This is a genomic window from Yeosuana marina (assembly GCF_011762485.1).
Classification (GTDB): domain Bacteria; phylum Bacteroidota; class Bacteroidia; order Flavobacteriales; family Flavobacteriaceae; genus Yeosuana; species Yeosuana marina.
Genome location: NZ_JAAKGI010000003.1, coordinates 409,733 through 429,618 on the forward strand (window position 1 = coordinate 409,733; position 19,886 = coordinate 429,618).

15 protein-coding genes are annotated in these 19,886 nt (G+C 32.3%); 7 read left to right on the top strand and 8 right to left on the bottom strand.

Annotated features, from left to right (window positions below):
• Nucleotides 1-10: 10 nt before the first annotated feature.
• Nucleotides 11-757 carry an electron transfer flavoprotein subunit beta/FixA family protein gene (locus tag G5V56_RS06375; protein ID WP_166962997.1) on the bottom strand — a complete coding sequence of 249 codons (747 nt, stop codon included), beginning with the start codon at nt 755-757 and terminating at the stop codon, nt 11-13.
• A 215-nt stretch (nt 758-972) separates the two neighbouring features.
• Here G5V56_RS06375 and G5V56_RS06380 point away from each other — a divergent pair, with 215 nt between their 5' ends.
• Entirely contained in the window at nt 973-1,950 is a 978-nt protein-coding gene (locus G5V56_RS06380) for a pyruvate dehydrogenase complex E1 component subunit beta (RefSeq protein WP_166962999.1), read from the top strand.
• Nucleotides 1,951-2,095: 145 nt separating this feature from the next.
• Complete coding sequence (locus G5V56_RS06385) at nt 2,096-4,600, top strand: DUF5686 and carboxypeptidase-like regulatory domain-containing protein (protein ID WP_166963001.1); 2,505 nt, start codon at nt 2,096-2,098, stop codon at nt 4,598-4,600.
• 35 nt (nt 4,601-4,635) lie between these two features.
• Here G5V56_RS06385 and G5V56_RS06390 read toward each other — a convergent pair whose 3' ends face one another.
• Nucleotides 4,636-6,285: a SulP family inorganic anion transporter gene (locus tag G5V56_RS06390; protein ID WP_166963003.1), complete on the bottom strand. Its 1,650-nt coding sequence runs from the start codon at nt 6,283-6,285 to the stop codon at nt 4,636-4,638.
• Between the two features lie 246 nt (nt 6,286-6,531).
• Here G5V56_RS06390 and G5V56_RS06395 point away from each other — a divergent pair, with 246 nt between their 5' ends.
• Together G5V56_RS06395 and G5V56_RS06400 are read left to right on the top strand one after the other, a co-directional pair.
• On the top strand, nt 6,532-7,059 hold the full coding sequence (locus tag G5V56_RS06395) for an inorganic diphosphatase (protein ID WP_166963005.1): 528 nt from the start codon (nt 6,532-6,534) through the stop codon (nt 7,057-7,059).
• A 131-nt stretch (nt 7,060-7,190) separates the two neighbouring features.
• Entirely contained in the window at nt 7,191-9,578 is a 2,388-nt protein-coding gene (locus G5V56_RS06400) for a sodium-translocating pyrophosphatase (protein ID WP_166963007.1), read from the top strand.
• Between the two features lie 79 nt (nt 9,579-9,657).
• Here G5V56_RS06400 and G5V56_RS06405 read toward each other — a convergent pair whose 3' ends face one another.
• Genes G5V56_RS06405 through G5V56_RS06420 form a run of 4 tightly spaced genes read right to left on the bottom strand, consistent with a single transcriptional unit; the run spans nt 9,658 to nt 13,241 of the window.
• On the bottom strand, nt 9,658-10,272 hold the full coding sequence (locus G5V56_RS06405; RefSeq protein WP_166963009.1) for a deoxynucleoside kinase: 615 nt from the start codon (nt 10,270-10,272) through the stop codon (nt 9,658-9,660).
• A 4-nt stretch (nt 10,273-10,276) separates the two neighbouring features.
• Nucleotides 10,277-11,056: a hypothetical protein gene (locus tag G5V56_RS06410; protein WP_166963011.1), complete on the bottom strand. Its 780-nt coding sequence runs from the start codon at nt 11,054-11,056 to the stop codon at nt 10,277-10,279.
• Nucleotides 11,057-11,089: 33 nt separating this feature from the next.
• Nucleotides 11,090-11,773 (bottom strand): response regulator transcription factor, encoded by a 684-nt coding sequence (locus G5V56_RS06415; RefSeq protein WP_166963013.1) that lies wholly within the window; start codon nt 11,771-11,773, stop codon nt 11,090-11,092.
• Complete coding sequence (locus G5V56_RS06420) at nt 11,766-13,241, bottom strand: sensor histidine kinase (RefSeq protein WP_166963015.1); 1,476 nt, start codon at nt 13,239-13,241, stop codon at nt 11,766-11,768. The genes G5V56_RS06415 and G5V56_RS06420 overlap by 8 nt, the downstream gene beginning before the upstream one ends.
• Before the next feature lie 124 nt (nt 13,242-13,365).
• On the opposite strand from G5V56_RS06420, the gene G5V56_RS06425 reads away from it, so the two are divergent.
• The 3 genes from G5V56_RS06425 to G5V56_RS06435 all read left to right on the top strand — a co-directional run bounded on the left by G5V56_RS06425 (nt 13,366) and on the right by G5V56_RS06435 (nt 17,915).
• Entirely contained in the window at nt 13,366-14,223 is an 858-nt protein-coding gene (locus tag G5V56_RS06425; protein WP_166963017.1) for a GLPGLI family protein, read from the top strand.
• An 88-nt stretch (nt 14,224-14,311) separates the two neighbouring features.
• A complete protein-coding gene (locus G5V56_RS06430; protein ID WP_166963019.1) occupies nt 14,312-15,172 on the top strand; it encodes a GLPGLI family protein in 861 nt (286 codons plus the stop codon).
• A 31-nt stretch (nt 15,173-15,203) separates the two neighbouring features.
• Nucleotides 15,204-17,915, top strand: coding sequence for a TonB-dependent receptor (locus tag G5V56_RS06435; protein WP_166963021.1), 2,712 nt, complete (start codon nt 15,204-15,206; stop codon nt 17,913-17,915).
• A 63-nt stretch (nt 17,916-17,978) separates the two neighbouring features.
• Here G5V56_RS06435 and G5V56_RS06440 read toward each other — a convergent pair whose 3' ends face one another.
• Both G5V56_RS06440 and G5V56_RS06445 read right to left on the bottom strand, forming a co-directional pair.
• Nucleotides 17,979-18,416: a VOC family protein gene (locus tag G5V56_RS06440; RefSeq protein WP_166963023.1), complete on the bottom strand. Its 438-nt coding sequence runs from the start codon at nt 18,414-18,416 to the stop codon at nt 17,979-17,981.
• 26 nt (nt 18,417-18,442) lie between these two features.
• Entirely contained in the window at nt 18,443-19,687 is a 1,245-nt protein-coding gene (locus tag G5V56_RS06445) for a serine hydrolase domain-containing protein (protein ID WP_166963025.1), read from the bottom strand.
• Between the last annotated feature and the right edge of the window lie 199 nt (nt 19,688-19,886).

A 19,886-nucleotide genomic window follows, 5' to 3' on the forward strand; every position in this document is an offset into this window, starting at 1 on the left:
AAATAGGGATTTATATTACTTTGGCTTCGTTATGAAGTAAATTAATTAATTCGTCCAGATTATCTGGAGACACTAATTTAACCGCACCTTTCGGGGCTGGTTTGTCAAATGAAACCGAAGCCGTTTCAGGCTCAATGCTTATTGGATCTACAACCGTTAGTGGTTTTTGGCGGGCCATCATGATGCCTCTCATATTAGGGATACGAAGATCACTTTCTTCAACAATTCCTTTTTGTCCTCCTATAATTAAAGGGAGCGACGTAGAAACTGTTTCTTTACCACCATCAATTTCTCTAATTACTGTAGCCGAAGTTCCATCCACTTCAAGACTGATACAATTATTTACAAAATTTGAATTGGTTAGACCAGCTACCATGCCTGGAACCATACCTCCATTATAATCGATAGATTCCCGACCTGCGATAACTAAATCAAAACCACCATCTTGCACAACTTTAGCGAGTTGTTTAGCAACAGAAAAACCGTCGGTTGCAGGCGTGTTTACTCTAATAGCAGCATCGGCACCAATAGCTAAAGCTTTACGCAGCGTGGGTTCTGTTTCAGGACCTCCAACGTTAACGACTGTAACGTGTGCGCCTTGTTTTTCTTTAAACCACATAGAACGAGTTAAACCAAATTCGTCATTCGGATTAATAACATATTGAACACCATTGGTATCAAATTTAGTGTTGTCTGCGGTAAAGTTAATTTTTGATGTAGTGTCTGGAACATGACTTATACATACTAATATTTTCATTTTGAATAGTTTATATGTTCTTAATTTATTTCAATATGATGTCAGTAAACCTTAAGTAAATTATAATGAAAACTGAAACCAAAAAATTAGATGACACGAAGTTAGTTATTTTATTCTGAATATTTACTATGCACGCATAATAAATTTTAGATAATTCTTTTGAGGATAGTATTTCATTTATTGTTATTTTTGCAACTCGAATTAAAAATAATTTAATGAAGACAATTCAATTTAGAGAAGCTGTTTGCGAAGCAATGAGTGAGGAAATGCGCAGAGACGAAAGCGTTTATTTAATGGGAGAAGAAGTAGCAGAATATAATGGAGCCTACAAAGCATCTAAAGGTATGTTGGATGAATTTGGTCCTAAGCGTGTTATTGATACACCCATTGCAGAGCTTGGTTTTGCTGGTATTGCCGTTGGTTCAACTATGACGGGTAACAGACCAATTGTGGAGTATATGACCTTTAACTTTTCATTAGTTGGAATTGATCAAATTATAAACAACGCTGCTAAAATTAGACAAATGTCTGGTGGACAATTTAAATGTCCAATCGTCTTTAGAGGCCCAACAGCATCAGCAGGACAATTAGGAGCTACACACTCACAAGCTTTTGAGAGTTGGTTTGCCAATACACCAGGCTTAAAGGTAGTTGTGCCTTCAAATCCTTATGATGCAAAAGGCTTGTTAAAATCGGCTATTCGTGATGATGATCCAGTTATTTTCATGGAAAGCGAGCAAATGTACGGAGACAAAGGTGAAGTGCCAGAAGGAGAATATACCATTCCAATAGGTGTGGCAGAAGTTAAGCGTGCCGGAACCGATGTAACTATTGTATCTTTTGGTAAAATAATCAAAGAAGCTTACACGGCTGCAGATGAATTGGCTAAAGAGGGTATTTCATGTGAAATTATTGATTTGCGTACCGTTCGTCCGTTAGATAAGGAAGCTATTTTAAAGTCTGTTAAAAAAACGAATAGATTGGTTGTCTTAGAAGAAGCTTGGCCTTTTGGAAATGTATCAACAGAAATCACCTATATAGTCCAGTCTGAAGCATTTGATTTTTTAGATGCACCTATCGTAAAAATTAATACCGCTGATACACCAGCTCCTTATTCACCTGTTTTATTAGCAGAATGGTTACCTAATAGTGACGATGTGATTAAAGCTGTGAAAAAAGTTTTATACAAATAAATTTTAAACTTATACGTTATTAAACTTCATTAGCATGATTGTTGATGAAGTTTTTTTGCTTTATGAAGTAAACATAATTATATGTTTCAAATATAGATTGCGAAAACGAATCACTTTGTCCTCAAAAAAGATTGAACTTTTTTATATGAATTTAAGACTTACTATTACCGTTTTTTTCTTCGGAATGATATCCATGTTGGCACAAACTAAAGTAAGTGGTTACGTGTTTGATGAAAATGATGAGCCGGTAGCCTTTGCTAATGTTATTTTCAAAGGTTCTACTCAAGGAACTATTACAGACGAAAACGGAAAATTTTATTTAGAGTCAGACGATACCTGGAATGAATTAATAGTCTCTTTTATTGGATACGAAACACTGGATATTCCTTTAAATCAAAAAGTGAATTACAATTTGAAATTTATTCTAAAAGAAGAAACATCTCAATTAGATCAAGTATATATCGTCACAGGTAAACAACCTAAAAAAAATAATCCAGCTATTGATCTTTTGAGGAAGATATGGGAACATAAGCGGAAAAATGGGTTAAAACAGTTTAAACAATATCAATATGACAAATACGAAAAGGTTGAGTTTGATATTAACACCATTGATAGTGCTCTAATAAAAAGTAAGCTATTTAAAGGCATGGAGTTTGTGTTTACTCAAGTAGATACTTCAAAAGTTACGGGAAAAACCTATTTACCCATCTTCATCAATGAAGCCTCTTCAAAAGTATATGGAGATAATGTTATTAATAAGGAAAAAGATGTTTTAGAAGGAAATAAAAACTCAGGCTTTAGCGATAATCAAATTATTATAGATTTTGTCCACAATTTATACTCAGATTTTAATGTGTACGACAATTACTTAAAGTTTTTTGATAAGAGTTTTGTAAGTCCATTGTCAAGAACAGGAATCAATACGTATAATTATGTATTGTCTGATAGTTCTTATATTGATAACAAATGGTGTTACAATATTATTTATTATCCCAGACGTAAAAACGAACTGACTTTTAAAGGCGATTTTTGGGTAGCCGATACTACGTTTGCCATTAAAGAAATTAATCTACAAGCTTCAAAAAGCGCTAATATTAACTGGGTTAAAGATATTTATATCGAGCAAGAGTTTGAAGTTTTAAATGATTCATTATTTCTGGTAAAACGCGATTATATGATGTCTGATTTTGCTTTTAATAAAAAGGACCAATCACGAGGTATTTACGGAAAGAGAACCACGCTATACAATAATTATCAGTTTGATAAGGAGTTAGATAAAAAGTTTTATGATAAAGAAGTTTATAACTACGATAAAGATGTTTATGATAGAGATGATGAGTTTTGGAAAGAAAACAGGTTAGAAGCTTTAAACAATGATGAGAAAGGCGTTTATAAAATGTTAGACACCCTTAAAACCGTTAAAAAATTTAAACGGCTATATAATTTAGGAAGTATTCTGGCGTCAGGATATGTTGAGTTTAATAGTCTGCCTTTAGACTACGGACCCATTTTTTCAACCTTTGGTTATAATGAAGTTGAAGGGATGCGATTGCGTACTGGTGGAAGAACTTATTTTGGAAGAAATGACCTTTGGCGTTTAGAAGGATTTTTAGCCTATGGTTTTAAAGATGATAAATTTAAATACGGATTTTCAGGAAAATGGTTGTTAGATAAGAAAAATCGATTTATCATTTCAGGAGGAAATAGGAGAGATGTTGAACAAATAGGCGCCAGTTTAACAACCTCTACAGATGTTTTAGGTAGAAGCTTAGCTTCATCATCTGTTGTTGGTACAGGAACCAATGATAAATTAACCAGCATAAACCTTACAAGTCTAGGTATTGAACTTGAACCTTGGCGAAATTTGATTTTTAGGCTGAGCGGAAATTATCGCACATTGCGGTCGGCTTCACCAACATTTAGTCTGGATTATAACACGCCAACAGGTGTCGAATCAGAAATAAAACAATTCGAATCAACATTTTCAGTGTCCTATTTTCCAAAACGAAAAATGACAGGTTTTGGTGTTGAAAGACTTGAGGCTAATGACAATTATACGCGCCTTTTTGCACAAGTAAGTCGTGGTGATAAAAGCATGTTTAATAGTGATTTCGACTATACTAAAGTTCAGTTTTCATACTTACAACCTTGGCAATTAGGAGGACTTGGAAGGTTAGATACCACCATTGAAGTTGGTAAAACTTTTGGAGAAGTACCGCTAGGGCTTTTAAGTGTGATTCCTGGTAATCAATCGTACTTCTCGATTTATAATACTTTCTCTCAATTAGATTTTTACGAGTTCGTATCAGATACGTATGCATCATTTCATATAGAGCATAATTTTAACGGACGCTTCTTTTCGAGAATTCCGTTTTTAAGAAAATTTAATCTTCGTGAAATTGTTAGTTTAAGAGGTGTTTGGGGAGATATTTCAAACGAGAATATAGCCTTAAATACAACGAATAATCCTAACAGTATTCCATTAGTTGCTCCAAATGATAAGATGTATTATGAATATGGTTTTGGTGTTGGGAACATCTTTAAAGTATTTAGAATAGATTTTAACTTTAGAGGTAATTATTTAGATAAAGTTAAAAACCCTGATGCTCGAAAGTTTGGTGTTACAGGAACTTTCGGATTCTATTTTTAAATTATCATAATGTATTATTTAAGTTATAATGATTCTTAAATATATTCTTTGGATTGTTCTATTGCCGTAGCTATATTTTTTACTACAAATTCTTTTTCTAAAACTAAGAATACACCATTTTTTTCGAAATCTTTTTTAAGGTCATCTTTGATGCCTGAAATAATAACATGGATATTTCTGGCTTTATAACTATGAATAATTTCTTTGAGGCTTTGGTATCCTGTAGCATCAATCATAGGAACATAGCGCATTCTTATTATAATAACTTTGGGTTGTAAATGTGTGTTAGTAATGGTTTCTTGAAATTGACGAGCAGCTCCAAAAAACAAAGGACCATTAATTTCATAGAGAAGAACTTCTTTGGGTAAATCCACTAATTCTTCATCAAAGAGATGTTCGCCCGATTTGTTTTCTGAAGAAATATTTTGAATTTGAACGGCATCACTCATTCGTTTCATAAACATAAAACTAGAAAGTACAATACCTATTTCTATAGCTATGATAAGATCAAAGATTACCGTAAGAAAAAAAGTGGTAAGCAAAATGATGATATCCATTCTGTTTCCTTTCAAAATGGATTTGAACTGTCGCCATTCACTCATATGATAGGCAACAACAATTAAAATGCCAGCCAAACAAGGCATCGGGATTAATTTAGCATACGGCCCTAAGATGAGCATAATAGCTAGTAAAACTAATGCATGAACAATACCAGCAATTGGTGTTCTACCTCCATTTTTAACATTGGTTGCAGTTCTGGCTATAGCCCCAGTAGCTGGAATACCTCCAAACAATGATGACACGATATTGGCAAACCCTTGTGCTATTAATTCCATATTCGATCGATGTTTTCCACCAATCATTGAATCTGAAACAACTGCAGAAAGTAATGACTCTATACTTCCTAATAATGCAATAGCAAAAGCAGGTTGAATAAGAGCTTGTACCGTGTTAAAATCAATTTTAGGAAAAGAAGGCATGCTCAAGTTATTAGGAATAACTCCAAAATTACTTTCAATAGTATCAACAGGAAGATTAAATACTTTCACTATAATAGTAGACAGTAAAATAGCAACAATTGAGCCTGGTATTTTTTTTATTATTTTTTGAAAATAAAGCGTAATAATCACTGTAGCAGTTGCAATTATGATGGCGTACCAATTAATATGGTCAAAATTTTTAAAGTATACTGTCCACTTATCAATAAAATTAGCGGGTACCTTAGAAATATGCAGCCCAAAAAAATCATTAATTTGAGATGAAAAAATAATTAAAGCGATACCACTTGTAAATCCAACAATAAGCGAATAAGGTATAAATTTTAATAAATTTCCAAGACGAAGAACGCCTAAGCCAATAATGATAAAGCCTGCCATGAATGTGGCGATGGTTAAACCATCCATTCCATATTGTTGTACAATGCCATAAACAATAACAATAAAAGCTCCTGTTGGCCCTCCAATTTGCACTCTGCTGCCTCCAAATGAAGAAATAATGATACCTGCTATAATAGCTGTTATAATTCCTTTTTCTGGAGATACCCCGGATGCAATAGCAAAGGCTATGGCTAATGGTAACGCTACGATTCCAACAATGAGTCCCGAAAGAACATCTTTTGTAAACGTTTCTTTTGATATGCCTTGTCTTAAAATGGAAAACAATTTTGGGGTAAATTCTGGAGTCATTTTCAAGTAGAATAAAATTCTGTAATTCAGTTTTTATATTATTAAAGATATGACTAATACTAAATTAATGGGCCATTTTTGACAATAAAAATATTTGAATTAAAAAGTGTCAAAACTAAAATTTCAGTCAATTTTCTTTAAACTTTCAAAACAAAAGATGTTTTGTTGCTTAATCAGTATCGTATGAGTATCTTTACAGCCTTCAAAAAAGAAACATTAAAATAAAATTTATAGATTTATTTAGTTATGACTAAGAAAAAAGCAGTAACATTTGATGTGTTAATAGAAATACCAAAAGGAAGTAGAAATAAATACGAATACGATTTTACATTGCATAAAATTCGCTTCGACCGGATGTTGTTTTCATCCATGATGTATCCTGGTGACTATGGTTTTGTTCCTGAAACATTAGCCTTAGATCAAGATCCGCTAGATGTATTAGTATTAGGGCATCAACCAACATATCCTATGGTAGTTATGGAAGTAAGACCAATTGGTGTGTTCCATATGACAGATGAAAAAGGACCAGATGAAAAAATTATTTGTGTTCCTGTGTCTGATCCAATTTGGAGTAATAATAAAGATATTAGTGATTTAAATCCTCATAGATTAAAAGAAATAGAACACTTCTTTCAAGTGTATAAAGATTTAGAAGATAAAAAAGTTGATGTAGGTGGATGGGGAAATGCAGAAGAAGCTATAAAAATTTACGAAGAGTGTGTGAAAAGGTATGAAGAGAGTGATCACAAGAAAAGAAGAACATTCACCATCTAACTAAATTATTAGATTAATAAAATAACACTAAAAAAATAAAGCTATCTTAAATTAAGGTAGCTTTTTTTTATCAATTATATTTTATTATTTTTAGCCGTTAAAAATAATTAACTAACAACTAATCTATAAATATGGAATTATTAGTAAAATTTCTACCTGCTTTCGGAGTTTTGGCTCTTCTATTTGTTTACTTAAAAAATGTTTGGGTTACTAAGCAAGATACGGGCTCACAAAAAATGATTGATATAGCAAAACATATTGCAGATGGCGCTATGTCATTTTTAAAAGCCGAATATAAAGTTTTGTCAATTTTTGTTGTTGCAGTAGCAATATTATTGTTTTTAAAAGGGAATTCTGAAGAAGGTTCTAATGGAATGGTAGCCTTATCTTTTGTGGTGGGTGCTATTTGTTCTGCTTTGGCGGGTTTCATTGGTATGCGAGTCGCAACCAAAGCAAACGTAAGGACAACTCAGGCGGCTAGAACATCTTTAGGTAAAGCACTTGAAGTAGCCTTTGCAGGCGGTTCTGTTATGGGATTAGGTGTTGTTGGATTAGGAGTTTTAGGGTTGAGTAGTTTGTTTATGATTTACCAAGACATATGGCCAGGTTCAGAAAATATACCAATGGTATTAAATGTGCTTTCCGGGTTTTCATTAGGAGCATCATCTATAGCTTTGTTTGCTCGTGTTGGAGGGGGTATTTATACTAAGGCCGCTGACGTTGGAGCAGATTTAGTAGGAAAGGTTGAGGCAGGAATTCCTGAAGATCATCCCCTGAATCCTGCAACTATTGCTGATAATGTAGGTGATAACGTAGGAGATGTTGCTGGTATGGGAGCCGATTTATTCGAATCTTATGTTGGTTCTATTATAGGAACCATGGTATTAGGAGCTTTTATTATAACGCCTAAATTTGGAGGTTTAGGGGCAGTTTACTTACCCCTTGTGTTAGCCGCTGTAGGTATTGTAATGTCTATTATAGGTACCTTATTTGTAAAGGTTAAAGAAGGAGGTTCGCCACATAAAGCATTAAATTTAGGCGAGTTTGGTTCTGGAACATTAATGATTATAGCGTCTTACTTTATTATTATTCAGATGATTCCAAGTGAATGGGTTTACAATGGAGTTAATTATACAGCTAATGGTGTTTTCTTTGCTACACTTGCCGGTTTAATTTCTGGATTTTTTGTTGGAAAAGTAACTGAATATTATACAGGAACAGGAACAAAACCAGTGATATCTATTGTGAAACAATCTGAAACGGGTTCGGCAACCAATATTATTGCTGGTTTAGGAGTCGGTATGATGTCTACAGCAATTCCTATATTATTAATTGCTGCTGCTATTATAATTTCTCATTATTATGCAGGCTTATATGGTATTGCTATAGCTGCCGTAGGTATGTTAGCTAATACTGGAATTCAGTTAGCAGTTGATGCTTATGGACCAATTTCTGATAATGCTGGTGGTATTGCAGAAATGGCCGAATTGCCAAAAGAAGTTCGTGAACGTACAGATCAATTAGATGCTGTTGGTAATACTACCGCAGCTATTGGAAAAGGATTTGCAATTGCTTCTGCAGCCTTAACAGCTTTAGCTTTATTTTCTGCTTTTATGAAAACAGCAAATGTAAGTGCTATTGATGTATCGCACCCTAAAATTATGGCTGGATTATTAATAGGAGGAATGTTACCATTTGTATTTTCTGCGTTATCTATGAATGCCGTAGGTCGCGCTGCAATGGCTATGATTGAAGAAGTTCGTCGTCAATTTAAAGATATCCCACAATTAAAAGCAGCGTTACAAGTCATGAGAGATGTAGATTCAGATATGACTAAAGCGACAGATGAACAAAGAAAAATATTTGATGATGCTCATGGATATGCGGAATATGAAAAATGTGTTGAAATATCTACAAAAGCATCGATTAAAGAAATGGTATTGCCAGGTTTGTTGGCTTTAGTAGTTCCTGTAGCTATTGGTTTTATTGGTGGAGCAGAAATGTTAGGAGGACTCTTAGCAGGTGTTACAACTTGTGGTGTGCTTATGGCAATCTTTCAATCAAATGCAGGTGGTGCTTGGGATAATGCTAAGAAGATGATTGAAGCAGATGGGCGTAAAGGATCTGATGCACATAAAGCCGCAGTTGTAGGTGATACTGTTGGTGATCCGTTTAAAGATACTTCAGGGCCTTCTTTAAATATTTTATTGAAATTAATGTCTGTTGTAGCGTTAGTAATTGCACCAAGTATTGCTTTGGATTCTGATGCTGCAACTGCGTATGCAGAAACAGGAACAATGTCAAGTAAAGAAGTAAACGTACTATTGGAAAACAATAATGAAGGTGCCTATACAGCTACTGTGACTACAGTAACTAATAATAATGGCGAGCAAACAACTGATAAACAAGTTTTTGAAGGAACTGAAGAAGAGGTAAAAGCTAGTGTTGATGCTTTAAATGATAAAAATAAATCAACTAAAGTGCTTGTTGAAAAAGTGATAGAAGAAAAAGTTCAATAAGCAAAAACTAGACTAACTAAACTAAACAAAAAAACCACGCATTTATGTGTGGTTTTTTATTTTAAACAGAATTGTAGTCTTAAAACAACCCGTTAATTTCTGCATCAATTGTATTAATAATGCTTCCTAAATCCTCAGGTTTTTCAACAAAGTCTAAATTATCTACATCGATAATAAGAAGTTTTCCTTTGTCATAACCATGTATCCAAGCTTCATAACGTTCATTTAATCGACTTAAATAATCAATACTTATAGTGTTTTCATAGTCTCTACCTCGTTTATGAATTTGAGAGACTAAATTTGGTATAGAACTTCGTAGATAAATTAATACATCTGGACCTTGAACTAACGATTCCATTAAATCAAAAAGGGATTTATAATTTTCAAAATCTCTATTAGTCATTAAACCCATCGCATGGAGATTAGGTGCAAAAATATGTGCATCTTCATAAATGGTTCTGTCTTGAATGATATCTTTTCCGCTTTTTCGTATTTGTAAAACCTGACGAAACCTGCTGTTTAAGAAATAAACCTGTAGATTAAAACTCCAACGTTCCATCTGATTATAAAAATCATCTAAATAAGGGTTATCTACAACATCTTCAAGTTGCGCTTCCCATTTATAATGTTTTGCTAGTAATTTTGTAAGCGTTGTTTTTCCGGCACCTATGTTTCCTGCAACAGCTATATGCATAATATCAGTTGGTTTTTAATTGGAATTGTTTAAGGGTTTCACTGTTGTAAATATACAAGGTTTCATTGGTAAGTGAAAACTGATTTATTAACAAATTTGGTAAGTCAATGGGAATAATAGTTTCGGTGTTTTTCTTTATATAGAATAACGTATTTTCCTTTCTTAAAATAATATTTTCATCACTTTCATCCAACGATGTAAATCCTTGGTTTTCTATTTTTGAAATCATTGTTCCAAAATAATTATAAGTTAATAAATACCTATCTGTAAGTAACCAACAATAATTATAATTGCTTTTCATGTCGAGCACATTACTTTTCACAGGCAAAGACTTAGCCTGTGTTATATTGTTTTTATAATCATAAACTTCTAGTTGCTGGGTGTCTTGGTTAAAGAGCCATAAGGTATTATCATTCCCTGTTGAAATATAGGATACATTTTTATAAGGTTGTATATTATTAAAATCTATTTTAAAGATGACTGCCAGCCGATTATCTAAAATAATAGCGGTATTAAAATCTTTATAAAACAGATTTATTTTTAAGCTATTAAAAGCATTGGCTGTGGTTATAGTTCCTAATTGTAAATTATTGTAACTAATGGTTTTTGTATCATTTTTTTTATAAAAAACATCATTATTAGTATAATATATCGATTTGAAATTATCAACCGCAACGAGTGTTTCTGCTTTAAAAATGGTTTCGCTAACAAAAGTTGCTTCAATAGGGTTTTGAGCAACTATTGAAAATGATATAAACAGAAATGATAGAAAATAAGTTTTCATACAGACATGAAAAATACAAAAACCTAATCAATTTTAGCAAATTAACTTATATCCAAAACCTCGGACATTTAAAATTTGAATACTATCATCTTTGTTTAACTTTTTGCGAAGCTTGGTAATAAATACATCCATACTTCTTGCATTAAAAAAATCATCATTACCCCAAAGCTTGTTTAGTATTAAAGACCTATCTAAAACGGCATTTTTGTTTTTTATGAGATGAAATAGTAAATGAGCCTCTCGATGCGTTAATTGTAAGGGTTGTTCTTCTTTATATTTGAGAACTTGTTTCGGAAAGTCAAAAGTATATTGACCAATATTAAACATTTCTGACGTTTTCTGAATACTGGTTCTATGAAGTAAATTATTAATACGAACAATGAGTTCTTCAATACTAAATGGTTTTTTAAGATAATCATTACCACCAATAGAAAAACCTTCAACCACATCTTGAGTTTGAGATTTAGCTGTTAAAAAAATAATAGGAATTTGGTCGTCAATACCCCTGATTTCTTTAGCTAGAGTGAAACCATCTTTTTTTGGCATCATCACGTCAAGTACCAATAATTCGGGATTTTTACTTTGGTATATTTCAAAAGCTTGCTCTCCGTCTTTACACAAAAGGACATCAAAATTTCGGGTTTCTAAACTTTCTTTGATGATTTGGCCCAATGCGGGCTCATCTTCTGCTAAAAGAATGGTTGTTGGTTTATTCATTGGGCAGCGATATTTTAAACGTTGTTTCGTTCTTGTTCAAATCTAAATGAATAATGCCACCATGTTTTTCTGCTATTTTTTTAGAATAGTAGAGGCCTATTCCAAAACCTTTAACATCATGGGTGTTTCCTTTTGAAACGCGATAAAATTTCTCAAATATTTTTTCTTTATGGGTTTTTGTTAATGTATTTCCATTGTCTGAAATAATAACTGTAAAAGCAATTGGTGTCTGAGATAAATAAATAGAAATAGTGTTGCCGCCATATTTAATGGCATTATCCAAAATATTATTGATAGCATTTTCAAAATGAAATATGTCAACCTTAGCAATGATTACATCTTGTTCAGATTTTAACGTAATTGTTTTATCATCAGTTTGCATTTTATGTTTGCTTACCAATGTATTTATCAGTTCAGTGATATTAGTTTCTTCTTTATTTAATTGCAAGCTATCACCATCTAATGTAGCGGTTTCCAAGAGTTTTTCAACCATCACATTTAGTTTAGAAAGTTGATTGCTAGATATATTTAAATAGGTCCCGGTTTTTTCTTTATCATCAATAACATTAAAGTTTTTAATACTTTCTATAGCAGCACTAATGGTTGCAATAGGTGTTTTAAATTCATGCGTTATATTACTTATTAAATCGTTTTTAACCTCTGCTAGTTGTTTTTGGTGTTTGATGGTTTTTAGCATATAATAAAGAGAACTTATTACGACTAAAATAAGGAAAGCAGAAAGTAGAATGCCTCCTAAAATACGTTTTAAAATAATTTTAGTTTCATTAGTAAAATTGATTTCAAGAGAACTTCCATTGGGTAGAAAAGTAGATTTTGAGGTTATAGATAGAGAGGTTTTATCAGTGTTAAATTCACCTGTTTTTTTTGTTGTGGTTGAATCTTTTTTAAATGTCAAACCATAGGTTATATTTAATTGTTTCCTTTTTAAATCATTGTGCAGTAAGCTATCAATCCTATCTAATTTTAATGAATCTCGTGTCATTGAAATTAACACTTTTGAAGTAAGTGTTTTAAAACTATCTATAGTTAAGGAATGGATAGAATCGTCAGTGGTTTTTTTTAAAATAACTTTATTAGAATACCATTCGTTATTTGATTCGTCTTGATACAGATGTTCCATTATCGTATCTGCTTGTATGTTTTTTAGAGCATTTAAATTATTTTTTTTGTTTGTGAAAACTTGAATGTTTTTAATGAGACTATCTAATTTTATATCATTTGAAAGGGTGTCGTTGTCTGAGGTAAAAGCAAATTTTAAAGTGTTTTTTTTTGCTAGATTAGCGAAGTAATTTTCAACAGCCGTGTCTAAACTTAATTGCACCTCATTAATTAATTGTTGTCTGTTAGCAATATAATTTTTGTAATTCCAATACACCTGAACCGCAATAGTGCCTGCTATCACACATAGTATAATGAGTAAAATCCACTTGTATTTAGAACCTTTCATAAATCAAAAGTAAATCTTAAAACCTTACAAAACCAATCGGTTAACACTCGTTAACACTCATTAACTGTTTAGTATTCTTAAAGATTTGATATTTGCAGTGTCAATAATCAAAAAACGAACAGTTATGAATTTCATCATTAAAGTAATTATTATTTCTGCACTAACATTATTTTCAACTAATGTTAGTGCTCAAAATTTTAAAGGCGAAGCTACTTATAAAACAAAGAGAAACGTAGATATCCAGTTAGACAGTACTCAAGTAAACTCCGAAATGCATCAAAAGATGTTGGAAATGTTAAAAAAACAGTTTGAAAAAACATTTATTTTAAGTTTTAATAAGGAAGAGTCTCTCTATAAAGAAGAAGAAAAATTAGGGGCGCCTCAAACAGGCAATGTTCAAATGGTTTTTGTAAGTACAGATGCATCTGACATTTTGTACAGAAACCTAAAAGAAAAAAGATACACCTCAAAAAACGAGGTTTTTGGAAAAATCTTTTTAATAAAAGATTCACTGCCTAAGTTAGATTGGACGCTTGAACAGGAAACTAAAAATATTGGAGAATATACCTGTTTTAAAGCGACAATGAAACATATGGTTCCAGTGGTAACAGGAGGGATTAGTATTAATGACGATAAAGATTTAAATGCGAATGAAAATGAAGAGCCACAAATGGAGGAAATAACTATTACAGCTTGGTACACGCCACAAATTCCTATAAACAATGGTCCTGCAAAATATTATGGTTTACCAGGGTTAATACTTGAAGTTAATAATGGGACAGAAACTATTGTTTGTAGCAAACTTGTATTAAACCCTGAAGATAAGGTAGATATCGTTGAACCAAGAAAGGGCAAGGTGGTTAACCAAGAAGATTTTGAATCTATTGTAGAAAAAAGAATGCAAGAGGAAAATGAAAGAATGAACAATAACCGTAAAGATGATGACGGTGAACGCAGAATAGAAATTATGATAGGCCCTTAATTTTTAAGAATTATTTATCGCTTATGGTTTAAACTAATTGAGAAAAATAGAGTCTTACCTAAGATTATTCATCTAAATAACTACATCAATGAATTTAAGCCAGCTAAAACTCAGTATTACTCTATTATTTTCTTTTTATTTTTTTGTCTCGTTTGCACAAAAGGATTTTCAAGGAAAAGCTTATTATGAATCTAAAACCACAGTTGATATGAGCAATTTTGGTGGCGGACAATTAAGTGAGGAGCGAAAAAAACAGATTGCAGACAGAATGAAGAGTGCTCTCGAAAAGTCATATATCTTAACATTTAACCAAACTGAATCTATTTACAAAGAAGAACAAAAGTTAGACGCACCTAATCAAGGAGGTGGAATGCGTTTCGGAATGATGAGTTCCAGCGGTGGTGATGAATATAAAAATATAAAAGATCAACAATTACTGCAGGAAAATGAATTCTTTGGAAAACAATTTTTGATTAGCGATAGTTTGCCAAAATTAGATTGGGAATTAGGTTCAGAAAATAAAATGATCGGACAGTACATGTGCTTCAAGGCAACTGCAATTAAAGAGGCTGATGGTTTTGATTTTTCTAGTTTTAGACGAAGAGACAATAATGAAAAACCTAAAGATTCAACAGCTACAAAAACTGAAGATATTGAAGAACTACCTAAACAAATTATTGTAACAGCCTGGTATACGCCTCAAATACCAGTAAATCAAGGGCCAGGAGAATACTGGGGTTTACCGGGTTTAATATTAGAAGTGAATGCTGATAGAACAACGATTCTCTGTTCTAAAATTGTTTTAAACCCTTCTGAAAAGGAGGAGATAAAAGCGCCTTCAAAAGGGAAAAAAGTTGGAAAAAAAGAGTATGATACCATTGTAAAAGAAAAGATGGAAGAAATGCGCGAGATGTTTAGGGGTAGAGGCGGACGTGGTGGTAACCATTAAAATAATTCATAAGCAATCAAAAAGACATTGAATGAAAAAATTAGTTTTATTACTACTGCTTATGGCGGTAAGCAACACCTTTGCTCAAGTTAAAATAGAAGGTACTGTGAGAGATAGTATAGGCAATCCGTTAGAGTTGGCTAATGTGATAGCCATTAATCAGCAAACTCAAAAATTAGATTCCTATGGTATTACAAATAACGATGGATATTTTAAACTATCGGTAGAAAAAAATACAACTTATAAATTACAAGTGAGCTATATCGGTATGAAAACGGCTCAAATTGATCTCACAACAACCGATATTGATATTACAAAAGATATCAGTTTAGAAAATGATAATACATTAGATGAAATTGAACTTGTATATGAAATGCCTGTGGTTGTTAAAGGTGATACTATTGTTTACAATGCAGATTCTTTTACATCGGGTACAGAAAGAAAGCTAGGAGATGTACTTAATAAATTACCGGGTGTTGAAGTTAATGACGACGGACAAATTGAAGTTGAAGGAAAAACAGTAGGCAAAGTCATGGTTGAGGGTAAAGATTTTTTTGATGGCGATTCAAAACTAGCAACCCAAAATATACCAGCAAATGCGATTGATAAAGTTGAAGTTCTTAAAAATTATGCAGAAGTTGGTCAGCTAAGTGGCGTAACCAATAATCAAGATAATGTGGCTATAAATATTAAGCTAAAACAAGGTAAAAAGAACTTTTGGTTTGGTAATTTAACAGCAGGATTAGGCGATTCCAAAAACAATACCTTGTATTTGGCACAACCCAAATTGTTTTATTATAGTCCGGAGTATAGTATTAATTTTATTGGAGACTTAAATAATATTGGCGAAATAGCTTTTACCCGAAGAGACTATTTTAATTTCACAGGAGGCTTTAGACCTCCAAGCAGAAGCAGCGGAACCAACATCAATTTAGGAAGCAATAATTTAGGCTTCCTTACCATGCAAAATAATCGAGCCAAAGATATTAATACTAAATTTGGAGCTGCTAATTTTAGTTATTCTCCTAAAAAGACTCTCGATGTTAGTGGATTTGCAATTTTCTCAAGTAGCAGGACACAGTTGCAAGAAAACAATTCTATTTCGTATACGGACCCAACTTTAGGGATTCCTGACGAAAACACAGAAAGTAATACCACGCAACGTAGTGACTTGGGAATGCTTAAGTTTAGTACAAAATATAAGCCCAATGTTAACAATCAATTAAATTACGATGTGTTGGCAAGAACTTCAAAAGAATCTCAAGACCAGCTATTTTATTCATCGGTTAACGGAGATATTTTACAATTAGAAAAATCATCACCTTTTAGTATTAATCAAAATTTAAATTACTATTACACGCTTGATGACAAGAATATCTTTGCATTAGAAATACAACATTTACTACAAGACGAAGACCCATTTTATAATGCGTTTTTGGAGGATAAAGCTAGTTACTTAAATACAGCTGATGCCTTAGGATTAGACGGTTCTCAATCAAGTTATGATGTTGCTCAAGACAAGCGTGTTAAGTCAAATCAAGTAGATGCAAAATTAGATTATTGGAATATTTTAAATCTAAAAAGTGATATTAATTTCACCTTAGGAACTATTTACAGCAAGCAAAAATTTAATTCTAATATCTTTCAGTTTTTAGATGATAATTCAACCTTTCAACCTACGCCAACTCTAAACGATGGTGTTGATTATAATGATATTGCTTATACGTTTAGTGATATGTATTTAGGACTACATTACCGATTAAAATCTGGAATTTTCACTTTTACTCCGGGTGTTTCGGCGCATGCGTATAGTGCTAAAAACAATCAGTTTAATGTAAATTATAAAGACAACTTTTTTAGATTGTTACCAGATTTTAATATCCTTATGCAATTAAAAAAGAGTGAGCAAATTGTATTTAATTACGCTATGCAAACCAGTTTTACAGATATAAATCAATTAGCAAAAGGATTAGTATTAAATAATTATAAGTCTATTTTTTCTGGGAATCAAGAGCTTCAAAGTGCATTGGCTCATAATGTAAGTCTATCGTATTTTAGTTTTAATATGTTTAATTATACCAATGTAAATGCACGATTAAGTTATACTAAAACTGTTGATAGAATTAGAACAACCTCACAATTTGATCCAGGAAGTGTGGTTAATATAAGTTCGCCGTTCAATTCTGGTTTAGCAGATGAAAGTGCTAGTGCTTCTGGGCGTGCACAAAAAACCATTGGAAAATTTCGTGGTACTTTAAGTGGTAATTTTAGTTATAACAAATTCAATCAGTTTATCAATGGTAGAGCGTCTGTGAATGAAAATTACTCACAAACCTATAATACACGATTAGGAACTAATTTTAGAGAAGCTCCAAATTTTGAATTAGCTTATCGTTATAGCATTCAAGATAACGATCAAGGTTCTAGAAGAACTAAGTTTTATACCAAAGCACCATCAATTGAATTTGATGCGTTGTTTCTTAAATCATTTACTTTTAAAACAAACTATAGCTATAATAATTTTAGCAATGAAGCTGGAACTATTAATGATTATGAGTTTTGGGATGCGTCACTATCCTATAAAAAGGATAAAGATAGTAAATGGGAATATGAACTTAAAGCAACTAACTTGCTAGATACCAAATCGCAAAACAGCAGTAATACAGGAAGTGTGTCTGTAAGCGCCACCGAATATTATATTCAACCACGTTTTTTAACCTTTAGGTTGCGATATGAGTTGTAAGTAGTATACATAATTTTTGGAGTTTAGTTTAACGGTAAAGTATAAGAATTCGCTTTTTTTTGCTTATACTTTACCGTTATATTTTGGGTCGAAATCCACCATCCATTCAATACCGAATTTGTCTCGAAACATCCCAAAATATGAACCCCAAGAACTTTCTGCAAAAGGTACTTCAATATTTCCACCTGCTGAAAGTCCGTTAAATATTCTGTCAGCTTCTTCGTGACTTTCTGCGCTAACAGATATTTTAGATCTGTTTTCATTTTCATTTACCCGACCCATACTTTCTGGAACGTCATTGGCCATTAAAACATTTTTGCCAATAGGTAAAGCAATGTGCATTATTTTATTTGCGTCTTTTTTTGCTATTGGAAATCCAGGGTTGGGAATATCTTTAAAACGCATAATCATTGCGAACTCTCCACCAAACACTGATTTGTAAAAATTGAAAGCTTCTTCGGCATTTCCGTTGAAGTTAATGTGAGGATTAATAAGTGCCATAATTTTTAGTATTTTTTCATTGTATTTTATTGTTTTTTTTGATTACAATAGTCCATAACTGCAGTAAAAATTTGCTCTCTAAGAGGGTTTAAATTATAGTAAGTCTGCGTTTTTTGTAATCCCATATTCTGGCGATTAATCAATAGGATTACAGATATATCATATTCTGGAACAACTGCAATACTAGTTCCTGTAAATCCTGTATGTCCAAAACTACCTTTGGGTGCATCTTTTATATAAGCACTACTATTATTCATAACCCAACCTAGGCCATTTTTAAACTCATCTTGCGTTAAAAATAAGTTGATGGTTTTTCCAGAAATAAAAGGCCCATGCTCCGTTTTTCCATGATGTTTTAATACATCAACAAGCTTTTGTAAATCGTCAACCGTAGAAAATAATCCTGCATGGCCAGATACACCATTATTGGCATACCACGCATTACCATCATTCACTTCACCTTTTAAAGTATAATGACGCCAGCCGTTCCATTGATTAGGGTTTATGCTGTCTAATTTAAAACCAAGCGAAGCGTCGGTAACCATTCTTTTTTCAAAAGGATTTCCATGCGATGTTGCTGCTATTTTTTTAGTCGAAGTATGTATAAGCGGATTATACATGGTGTGTGTCATGTTGAGTGGCTTAAATATGTTTTGTTCCATAAATTCATCCAATGGAAGTTTTGAAACGGTTTCAATAATATCTCCCAATAGCATAAATCCTAAATCACTATAATGTCTGCCACTGCCAACAGAATATTTTAAAGGAAGTTGACCAATAAGTTTATATGTTTCTTGCCTATTATTACTAAAATAAAATAGTGGATACCACTCATATAGTCCTGCCGTATGGGTTAGCAGGTGCCTAATAGTTATGCTACTTTTTTCTGGTGTATCAAAGGATTTAATATATTTTGAAACGGGATCATCTACTTTGATAAGTCCTTTGTCAACCAATAACATGATAGAAGTTGTCGTGCCAATCACTTTAGTAAGCGATGCTAAATCATACATATAGTTAACAGTTGTTTTATCAGGATTTGCGAGCGTTTGGTTGTTGTAATCTTTTAAATCAGCATATCCAAAAGCATGCTTGTAAATGTTTTGATCACCTTTTTTTATTAAAATAACGGCACCTGGAATATGAGATTCTTCCATTTCGTTTTGTAAAATAGAATTAATCTCAGCTATAAGTTTACTTTTCTTTTGAGCAATAGATGTGTGGAGGTTGAACGAAAGTATAACTAGAAAGAGAATTAACTGCTTTTGCATGAATGTGTTTTTAAAATGAATAATTTTTAAGAAATAATAAAAGGTGTCTGATAAAGGATAACAACGAAGTTATAATTTTCTTTTCAATATATGATAACTACGATTTGTAAAAAGCAAGGGGTTTCATAATATTTAAGTTACATAAAATACACATTCCCATAATTTTAATAACATTAAAACTGGTTTTATTTAACCTATT

What these genes read in the sequence shown, in the direction of transcription:
- G5V56_RS06420 (WP_166963015.1), bottom strand. Translation starts at nt 13,241, where the DNA reads ATGAAAGGTTCTAAATACAAGTGGATTTTACTCATTATACTATGTGTG.
- G5V56_RS06410 (WP_166963011.1), bottom strand. Translation starts at nt 11,056, where the DNA reads ATGAAAACTTATTTTCTATCATTTCTGTTTATATCATTTTCAATAGTT.
- G5V56_RS06405 (WP_166963009.1), bottom strand. Translation starts at nt 10,272, where the DNA reads ATGCATATAGCTGTTGCAGGAAACATAGGTGCCGGAAAAACAACGCTT.
- G5V56_RS06430 (WP_166963019.1), top strand. Translation starts at nt 14,312, where the DNA reads ATGAATTTAAGCCAGCTAAAACTCAGTATTACTCTATTATTTTCTTTT.
- G5V56_RS06390 (WP_166963003.1), bottom strand. Translation starts at nt 6,285, where the DNA reads ATGACTCCAGAATTTACCCCAAAATTGTTTTCCATTTTAAGACAAGGC.
- G5V56_RS06375 (WP_166962997.1), bottom strand. Translation starts at nt 757, where the DNA reads ATGAAAATATTAGTATGTATAAGTCATGTTCCAGACACTACATCAAAA.
- G5V56_RS06440 (WP_166963023.1), bottom strand. Translation starts at nt 18,416, where the DNA reads ATGGCACTTATTAATCCTCACATTAACTTCAACGGAAATGCCGAAGAA.
- G5V56_RS06425 (WP_166963017.1), top strand. Translation starts at nt 13,366, where the DNA reads ATGAATTTCATCATTAAAGTAATTATTATTTCTGCACTAACATTATTT.
- G5V56_RS06385 (WP_166963001.1), top strand. Translation starts at nt 2,096, where the DNA reads ATGAATTTAAGACTTACTATTACCGTTTTTTTCTTCGGAATGATATCC.
- G5V56_RS06380 (WP_166962999.1), top strand. Translation starts at nt 973, where the DNA reads ATGAAGACAATTCAATTTAGAGAAGCTGTTTGCGAAGCAATGAGTGAG.
- G5V56_RS06395 (WP_166963005.1), top strand. Translation starts at nt 6,532, where the DNA reads ATGACTAAGAAAAAAGCAGTAACATTTGATGTGTTAATAGAAATACCA.
- G5V56_RS06435 (WP_166963021.1), top strand. Translation starts at nt 15,204, where the DNA reads ATGAAAAAATTAGTTTTATTACTACTGCTTATGGCGGTAAGCAACACC.
- G5V56_RS06445 (WP_166963025.1), bottom strand. Translation starts at nt 19,687, where the DNA reads ATGCAAAAGCAGTTAATTCTCTTTCTAGTTATACTTTCGTTCAACCTC.
- G5V56_RS06415 (WP_166963013.1), bottom strand. Translation starts at nt 11,773, where the DNA reads ATGAATAAACCAACAACCATTCTTTTAGCAGAAGATGAGCCCGCATTG.
- G5V56_RS06400 (WP_166963007.1), top strand. Translation starts at nt 7,191, where the DNA reads ATGGAATTATTAGTAAAATTTCTACCTGCTTTCGGAGTTTTGGCTCTT.